Annotated in this window: 8 protein-coding genes; all 8 read left to right on the forward strand. The window is 61.6% G+C overall.

What is annotated here, in order from left to right; translation table 11 throughout:
• Window positions 1-138 precede the first annotated feature (138 nt).
• Window positions 139-927, forward strand: a complete 789-nt coding sequence (locus ACW9HX_RS28550; RefSeq protein ID WP_457383146.1) for an ABC transporter ATP-binding protein — start codon at window positions 139-141, stop codon at window positions 925-927.
• Window positions 924-1,871, forward strand: a complete 948-nt coding sequence (locus ACW9HX_RS28555) for an ABC transporter substrate-binding protein (protein WP_457383147.1) — start codon at window positions 924-926, stop codon at window positions 1,869-1,871. The genes ACW9HX_RS28550 and ACW9HX_RS28555 overlap by 4 nt, the downstream gene beginning before the upstream one ends.
• Window positions 1,868-2,878 carry a FecCD family ABC transporter permease gene (locus tag ACW9HX_RS28560; protein WP_457383148.1) on the forward strand — a complete coding sequence of 337 codons (1,011 nt, stop codon included), beginning with the start codon at window positions 1,868-1,870 and terminating at the stop codon, window positions 2,876-2,878. The genes ACW9HX_RS28555 and ACW9HX_RS28560 overlap by 4 nt, the downstream gene beginning before the upstream one ends.
• A gap of 44 nt (window positions 2,879-2,922) precedes the next feature.
• The gene (locus ACW9HX_RS28565) at window positions 2,923-3,222 is read left to right on the forward strand and encodes a hypothetical protein (RefSeq protein ID WP_096819766.1); all 300 of its coding nucleotides are present in this window, start codon (window positions 2,923-2,925) and stop codon (window positions 3,220-3,222) included.
• Between the two features lie 224 nt (window positions 3,223-3,446).
• A complete protein-coding gene (gene urtA / locus ACW9HX_RS28570; RefSeq protein WP_457383149.1) occupies window positions 3,447-4,712 on the forward strand; it encodes an urea ABC transporter substrate-binding protein in 1,266 nt (421 codons plus the stop codon).
• Between the two features lie 327 nt (window positions 4,713-5,039).
• Window positions 5,040-6,542 (forward strand): urea ABC transporter permease subunit UrtB, encoded by a 1,503-nt coding sequence (gene urtB / locus ACW9HX_RS28575; RefSeq protein WP_457383150.1) that lies wholly within the window; start codon window positions 5,040-5,042, stop codon window positions 6,540-6,542.
• Window positions 6,542-7,621: an urea ABC transporter permease subunit UrtC gene (urtC, locus tag ACW9HX_RS28580; protein ID WP_457383151.1), complete on the forward strand. Its 1,080-nt coding sequence runs from the start codon at window positions 6,542-6,544 to the stop codon at window positions 7,619-7,621. Before urtB ends, urtC begins: the two co-directional genes overlap by 1 nt.
• The gene (gene urtD / locus ACW9HX_RS28585) at window positions 7,618-8,487 is read left to right on the forward strand and encodes an urea ABC transporter ATP-binding protein UrtD (protein ID WP_007950599.1); all 870 of its coding nucleotides are present in this window, start codon (window positions 7,618-7,620) and stop codon (window positions 8,485-8,487) included. The genes urtC and urtD overlap by 4 nt, the downstream gene beginning before the upstream one ends.
• The last annotated feature ends 70 nt before the right edge of the window (window positions 8,488-8,557 follow it).

An 8,557-nucleotide genomic window follows, 5' to 3' on the forward strand; every position in this document is an offset into this window, starting at 1 on the left:
AGACCGAGTCGAACGCAGGATTTGAAGAGCACGAAGATCGGCTCCCTTTCCCCCTCGCCCCCTCTGGGGGAGAGGGCTGGGGTGAGGGGGATGGATCTAACAGACAGACATAACCTTGGAAATCACACTGAACCTCACATGACCTCACTGTCCCTCACCCATCTCGCCTGGACACCTCTGGGCCACGGCCACTGCCATCACCAGTTCCAGCTGCGTGACGCTTCATTGCAAGTGGCCGCCGGTGAGTTCGTCGGGCTGATCGGGCCCAATGGCAGCGGCAAGACCAGCCTGTTGCGCTGCGCCTACCGCTTCAGTCAGCCGGAGCACGGTGAGGTCAAACTCGGGCACCACAACGTCTGGAAGCAATCCTCACGCTGGTGCGCACAACGCATCGCTGTGGTCCTGCAGGAATTTCCCGATGCGTTCGGCCTGACCGTCGAAGAAGTGGTCGCCATGGGCCGCACGCCGCACAAAGGCCTGTTCGACGGCGACACGCTGGAAGACCGCCACCTCGCCACTCAGGCCCTCAAATCCGTGGGACTGGACGGCTTCGAAGACCACGCGTTCGCCACGCTGTCCGGCGGTGAAAAACAGCGGGTGATCCTGGCACGCGCCCTGACCCAGCAACCGCAACTGCTGATCCTCGACGAACCGACCAACCACCTCGACCCGCGTTATCAGCTGGAGCTGCTGCAACTGGTCAAGCGCTTGCAGATCGGCACGTTGGCGAGCATCCACGACCTGAACCTCGCCGCCGCGTTCTGCGACCGTTTGTATGTGATCAACCACGGTCGCATCGTCGCCAGCGGCACCCCGCAACAAGTCCTCACCGTCGAACTGCTGCGCGACGTGTTTGGCGTAGAAGCATTGATCGACTCCCACCCCCTCCACGGCTACCCGCGAATCACCTGGATAACCCGACCATGACTGTGCGCTCCCTGCTTTGCCTCGCTCTGCTGCTGGGCACCACCCACGCCTTTGCCGAGGCCACGAAGTACCCGCTGACGATCCAGAGCTGCGACCGTGAAGTGACCTTCAAGGAAGCGCCGAAGCACGCGGTCAGCCACGACATCAACATGACCCAGATGATGCTCGCTCTCGGCCTCAAGTCGAAGATGGCCGGCTATAGCGGTGTCAGTGGCTGGAAATCGGTGACGCCGCAAATGCAGTCACTGCTCGACGGTTTGCCAGAGTTGGCGGCGAAGTACCCGTCGGTGGAAACCCTGCTCAACGCCAACGTCGATTTCTTCTTCGCCGGCTGGGATTACGGCATGCGCGTCGGCGGTGATCTCACACCGCAGACCCTGCAACCGCTGGGTATCAACGTCTATGAGCTGACCGAATCCTGCGCCTTCGTGATGAAGCGCCCGGCCGCGACGCTGGAGGACACCTACAACGACCTGCGCAACCTCGGCAAAATCTTCGACGTGCAGGATCGCGCCAACGCGCTGATCGCCGACATGCAAAGTCAGGTCGCGGACATCCGCAAGGACCTGCCCGCCGAGAAACCACGGGTGTTCCTGTACGACAGTGGCGAAGACCGCGCCATGACCTCCGGCCGCCTCGGCATGCCGCAAGCGCTGATCGATGCTGCTGGCGGACGCAACATTCTCGATGACGTCGAGGCGAGCTGGACCCGGGTCAACTGGGAAACCGTTGTCGAGCGCAATCCGCAGGTAATCGTGATCGTCGACTACAGCGAAATCACCGCCGAGCAGAAGATTGAATTCCTGCTGAAGAACAAGGCCCTGCAATCGGTGGACGCGATCAAGAACCAGCGCTTCATCGTCATCCCTTATGTGCAGGCCACCCCGGGGATCGACAACGTGCTGGCAGTTGAAACCCTGGCCAAAGGGTTCCACGGCGAATGAGCAATCGTCGTTACAGCTGGTTGCTGATCGCCCTCGGCGCGGTGCTGCTGGTGTCGTGCGTGGTGTCGCTGGGCTTCGGCCCGGCGCGGGTGCCGGTGGACGTGGTGTGGTGGATTCTGCTGCACAAGCTGTTCGGCCTCGGCGTGCCGGACTGGAGCGCCGGCCAGGAGCACATCGTCTGGCTGATCCGCGTGCCGCGCATGTTGCTCGGTGCGTTGGTCGGCGCCGGACTGGCGCTGATCGGTGCGGTGCTGCAAGCGGTAACGCGCAATCCGCTGGCCGATCCGCACCTGCTCGGCGTCACCTCTGGCGCCACCCTCGGCGCAGTAATCGTGGTGCTGCACGTCGGTGAAATCGTCGGCCTGCTGACCTTGCCGATCGCCGCGTTCATCGGCGCGTTGTCGAGCATGTTTCTGGTGCTGGGCATCGCCAACCGTCAGGGCCGGTTGGACAGCGATCGTCTGCTGCTGTGCGGTGTAGCGGTGTCGTTCGTGATGATGGCGATCGCCAATCTGCTGTTGTTCATGGGCGATCATCGCGCCAGTTCGGCGGTGATGTTCTGGATGCTCGGCGGCCTCGGTCTGGCGCGCTGGGAGTTGTTGGCGGTGCCGGCACTGAGCGTGTTGCTCGGGTTGATTCTGTTGATCGGCATGGCCCGACCACTGAACGCCTTGATGGCCGGCGAACAGACTGCCGTCACCCTTGGCCTGAACGCGCGGGCGGTGCGTCTGCGGGTGTTCGTGATTGCTTCGCTGATGACCGGGGTTCTGGTATCGATCAGTGGCTCCATCGGTTTTGTCGGACTGATGGTGCCGCACATTGCCCGGCGTCTGATCGGTGCAGAACATCGGCGCCTGCTGCCGGTATGCGTGCTGCTCGGCAGTGTGTTTCTGGTGTGGGTCGATGTCGCCGCACGCACGCTGATCGCTCCCGAAGACCTGCCCATCGGCGTCGCCACGGCAGCGCTCGGCGGGCTGTTTTTCATCGGCCTGATGCGCCGCCGCTGAGCCTGCCTTAGACTGCGCACCCGATTTTTCTCAGGATGAGTGTCATGTTGAAAGCAGCTGTTGTCGCGTTGTTGTTTGTGGGATCCAGCGCGGTGCTGGCCGATACGACCGTCGATGTCTCGAAGATCTACGGCAAGATCAAATTCGTCGACAGCTTCCCCGATTACAAGGTGAAGGTCGTGGACTCGTTTCCCGACCTCAAAGTGAAGAAAGTCGACTCGTTCCCGGACTCGGCCGGCAAATGGAAAACCGTCGACAGCTTTCCCGACTACAAAATCCAGATCGTTGATTCCTTCCCTGATTTCACCATCAAGTACGTCGATTCGTTCCCCGGTGTGAACTGAGTTCCACCCGACACCGCTGCCGCCTCGCGGCAGCACCACAATGAAGCACTTCCCCGCACCACACCCTGCCGCCTGTCCCCTCCTGGTGCGCCGCCTCTGCGCGAAACCGCTCTAAACCGACCTTTTGCTGCCCGATCCCGACCGGGCACAGCCCTTGCAAAACAGCCTTCAGTCGTTCGCATCTGCCAACCATAAAAAACTTTAACGTTCGTGGAGATCGCACAATGAAGCGTCGCAGTTTGATCAAGGCTTTCACACTCACGGCATCCATTGCCGCGATGGGCATGACCTGGACGGTACAGGCCGCCGAGACCATCAAGGTCGGGATTCTGCATTCGTTGTCCGGCACCATGGCGATCTCCGAAACATCGCTCAAAGACATGGCGTTGATGACCATCGACGAGATCAACGCCAAGGGCGGGGTGAACGGCAAGATGCTGGAACCGGTGGTGGTCGACCCCGCGTCGAACTGGCCGCTGTTCGCGGAAAAGGGCCGGCAGTTGCTGACTCAGGACAAGGTCGCGGTGGTGTTCGGGTGCTGGACTTCGGTGTCGCGCAAATCGGTGCTGCCGGTGTTCGAAGAACTCAACGGCCTGCTGTTCTACCCGGTGCAATACGAAGGCGAAGAAATGTCGCCGAACGTGTTCTACACCGGTGCTGCGCCGAACCAGCAAGCGATCCCGGCGGTTGAATATCTGATGAGCGAAGAAGGCGGCAGCGCCAAACGCTACTTCCTGCTCGGCACCGACTACGTCTATCCGCGCACCACCAACAAGATCCTGCGTTCGTTCCTGCACTCCAAAGGCGTAGCGGATAAAGACATCGAAGAGGTCTACACCCCGTTCGGCCACAGCGACTATCAAACCATCGTCGCCAACATCAAAAAATTCTCGGCCGGCGGCAAGACCGCTGTGATCTCGACCGTCAACGGCGACTCCAACGTGCCGTTCTACAAAGAGCTGGCCAACCAGGGGCTGAAGGCGACCGATGTACCGGTGGTGGCGTTCTCGGTGGGCGAAGAAGAGTTGCGCGGCATCGACACCAAACCGCTGGTGGGCAACCTCGCGGCGTGGAACTACTTCGAGTCGGTGGAGAACCCGGTGAACAAGAAGTTCGTCGATGACTGGAAGGCTTACGCGAAGAAACACAACCTGCCGGGCGCCGACAAGGCCGTGACCAACGACCCGATGGAAGCCACTTACGTCGGCATCCACATGTGGGCGCAGGCGGTGGAGAAAGCCAAATCGACCGACGTCGACAAGGTCCGCGAAGCCCTCGGCGGCCAGACCTTCGCCGCGCCGTCCGGCTACACCCTGACCATGGACAAGACCAATCACCACCTGCACAAACCGGTGATGATCGGCGAGATCCAGGCCGACGGTCAGTTCAACGTGGTGTGGCAGACCGAAGGGCCGATCCGTGCGCAGCCTTGGAGCCCGTTCATTCCGGGTAATGACAAGAAGCCGGAGTATGCGGTGAAGAGCAACTGAGGCAACTCTGGAGCAAGGGAACGGCTTGAGATCCATCCCCCTCACCCCAGCCCTCTCCCTCAGGGAGAGGGGGAAAGGGAGCAGATCTCCATCGTTTTCAAAGCCTGAGTTCGACTCTGTTTTTTCAGGTCGATGCTTGATGAACAGACAACTCGGTCAGTCCCCTCTCCCCGAGTGAGAGGGGAAAAGGAGTAGATCTTCAAGCTTTCAAAGCCTGAGTTCGACTCGAATCTGAAGGTTGCAGCACATCGCCCAAACACCTCGGTCAGTCCCCTCTCCCTCCGGGAGAGGGTTAGGGTGAGGGGGCGGTTGAACAGGACACCACCAATGCCAACTGCCATCTACCGCTTTATCTGCGCCATCGCACTGCTGCTGCCCATGATGGCCCACGCCAGCGACGCCGAAGACTTCGTCGCCGCCAACCCGATGCAACAGGCCAAACTGCTGGAAGCCTGGGCCGCGCAACCCGATCCGGCGCGTGTCGAACTGATCAACGCCCTGCAACAAGGCGAACTGACCGTCGACGGCCAACCCAAAACCCTGCGCCTGAACAACCGCCTGCGAGGTCTGATCGACACCGCTCTGGCCAGCCACCAATTGCTCGCTGCCGACGCCAAAACCCGTCTGACTGCCGCGCAGCAATTGCAGAAAAGCGTCAAACCGGCGCAGCTGAAATTCCTCGACCAGCAACTGGCTGGCGAAAAAGACGAAGGCGTCCACGCCGCCCTGAGCCTGGCCTTGGCCAACCTGCAACTGGTCGACACGGATCCGGCGGTGCGCCTCGCGGCCGTGCGTCTGCTCGGTGAAACCGGCGACCCGCTGGCCCGCACTCGCCTCGAAGGCCTGCTCGAACCCGGCGTCGAAACCGATGCCAACGTGCGCACAGCCGCCGAAACCAGCCTCGCCCAGGTCAAGCGCAAACTGTTGATCGGCGAACTGCTAGGCCAGGCATTCAGCGGTATGTCCCTCGGTTCGATTCTGTTGCTCGCGGCGCTGGGGCTGGCGATTACCTTCGGCCTGCTCGGCGTGATCAACATGGCCCACGGCGAGATGCTGATGCTCGGCGCCTACTCGACCTACGTCGTGCAGTTGATGTTCCAGCGCTACGCCCCGAATGCCATCGAGTTCTATCCGCTGATCGCGCTGCCGGTGGCGTTCTTCGTCACCGCCGCCATCGGCATGGCCCTGGAGCGCACGGTGATCCGTCATCTCTACGGCCGCCCACTGGAAACCCTGCTCGCGACCTGGGGCATCAGCCTGATGCTGATTCAGCTGGTGCGTCTGGTGTTCGGTGCGCAGAACGTTGAAGTGGCGAACCCGGCGTGGTTGTCCGGCGGGATTCAGGTGTTGCCGAATCTGGTGCTGCCGTACAACCGCATCGTGATCATCGCTTTTGCGTTGTTCGTAGTGGTGCTGACCTGGCTGCTGCTGAACAAGACCCGCCTGGGTCTGAACGTGCGTGCCGTCACCCAGAACCGCAACATGGCCGCGTGCTGCGGCGTGCCCACAGGGCGCGTCGACATGCTCGCCTTCGGCCTCGGCTCGGGTATCGCCGGGCTTGGTGGCGTGGCACTGAGCCAGATCGGCAACGTCGGCCCGGATCTGGGCCAGAGCTACATCATCGACTCCTTCCTGGTGGTGGTACTCGGCGGCGTCGGCCAACTGGCCGGCAGCGTGTTCGCCGCCTTCGGCCTGGGCATCGCCAACAAGATTCTCGAACCGCAGATCGGTGCGGTGCTCGGCAAGATCCTGATCCTCGCGCTGATCATTCTGTTCATCCAGAAACGTCCGCAAGGCCTCTTCGCACTGAAAGGACGGGTGATCGACTGATGAACCAGCCTCTACTAGTCACGGCCACACAAAAGGCCGGCCCCAAAGTCACCCTCGCCATCGGCGCGGTGGTTCTCGCGTTGCTGATCGCCCTGCCGCTGCTGTCGTTGTTGCCGGCGGACAACGCTCTGCACGTTTCGGCTTACACCCTGACGCTGGTCGGCAAGATTCTCTGCTACGCCATCGTCGCGCTGGCGCTGGATCTGGTCTGGGGTTACGCCGGTCTCTTGTCGCTGGGCCACGGTCTGTTCTTCGCCCTCGGCGGTTATGCGATGGGCATGTACCTGATGCGTCAGGCCGCCGGTGATGGTCTGCCGGCGTTCATGACCTTCCTGTCGTGGACCGAGTTGCCGTGGTACTGGAGCGGCACCGGCAACTTCCTCTGGGCGATGTGTCTGGTGGTGCTGGCGCCAGGGTTGCTGGCGCTGGTGTTCGGTTTCTTCGCCTTCCGTTCGCGGATCAAGGGTGTGTATTTCTCGATCATGACCCAGGCCCTGACCTTCGCCGGGATGCTGCTGTTTTTCCGCAACGAGACCGGCTTCGGCGGCAACAACGGCTTCACCAATTTCCGCACGATCCTCGGCTTCGGCATTACCGAACCCGGCACTCGCGCGGTGCTGTTTCTGGCCACGGTGCTGTTGCTGGTGGCGAGTCTGTTCATCGGCTGGCGCCTGGCCCGCAGCAAGTTCGGTCGGGTGCTGACTGCGCTGCGTGATGCGGAAAATCGCCTGATGTTCTGCGGCTACGACCCACGGGGGTTCAAGCTGTTCGTCTGGGTGTTGAGCGCGGTGCTGTGTGGTCTGGCCGGTGCGCTGTACGTGCCGCAAGTGGGGATCATCAACCCCAGCGAAATGTCGCCGACCAACTCGATCGAAGCCGCTGTGTGGGTGGCCCTTGGCGGGCGCGGCACCTTGATCGGCCCGCTGCTCGGTGCCGGTGTGGTCAACGGCATGAAGAGCTGGTTCACCGTGGCTTTCCCCGAATACTGGCTGTTCTTCCTCGGCGCGCTGTTCATCGTCGTGACGTTGTACCTGCCCAAAGGTGTGATCGGTCTGCTGAAGAAACGAGGTGAATCATGAGAGTCACGGCGAGCGCTGAATTCATGCTGGAACCGGCCTTCTTCCCGGTGGAGCCCAATAAGGACGAGGGCACCAGCCGCGACTCGATCGGCCTCGGACAACGCGTCGGTCCGGGCCTCGACACCCGTCACGGCACGATCCTGACCCTGGAAGACATCAGCGTCAGCTTCGACGGCTTCCGGGCGCTGAACAATCTGAACCTGTACATCGGCGTCGGCGAACTGCGCTGCATCATCGGCCCCAACGGCGCGGGCAAGACCACGCTGATGGACGTGATCACCGGCAAGACCCGCCCAAGTCATGGCAAGGCGTGGTTCGGCGAAACCCTCGACCTGACGCAGATGAGCGAAGTGCAGATCGCCCAGGCCGGCATCGGTCGTAAGTTCCAGAAACCCACGGTGTTCGAAGCCCTGAGCGTGTTCGAGAACCTTGAGCTGGCGCAGAAAACCGACAAGTCGGTGTGGGCCAGTCTGCGGGCGAAGTTGAGCGGCGAACAGAAAGACCGGATCAGCGAAGTGCTCGACACCATTCGCTTGACCACCTCGGTCAATCGCCCGGCCGGGCTGCTGTCCCACGGGCAGAAACAGTTTCTGGAAATCGGCATGTTGCTGATGCAGGACCCGCAACTATTGCTGCTCGACGAACCGGTGGCGGGCATGACCGACGCCGAAACCGAATTCACCGCCGAGCTGTTCAAGTCGCTCGCGGGCAAGCATTCGCTGATGGTGGTGGAACACGACATGGGCTTCGTCGGCTCGATTGCCGACCACGTCACCGTGTTGCATCAGGGCAGTGTGCTGGCCGAGGGATCACTGGAACAGGTGCAGGACAACGAGCGCGTGATCGAAGTCTATCTCGGCCGCTGAAACTGCAAACACCTTTCCAATGTGGGAGCGGGCTTGCTCGCGAATGCGGTGTGTCATTCAAAGTTGATGG

The sequence above is a fragment of the Pseudomonas sp. SDO52101_S400 genome (assembly GCF_054071635.1).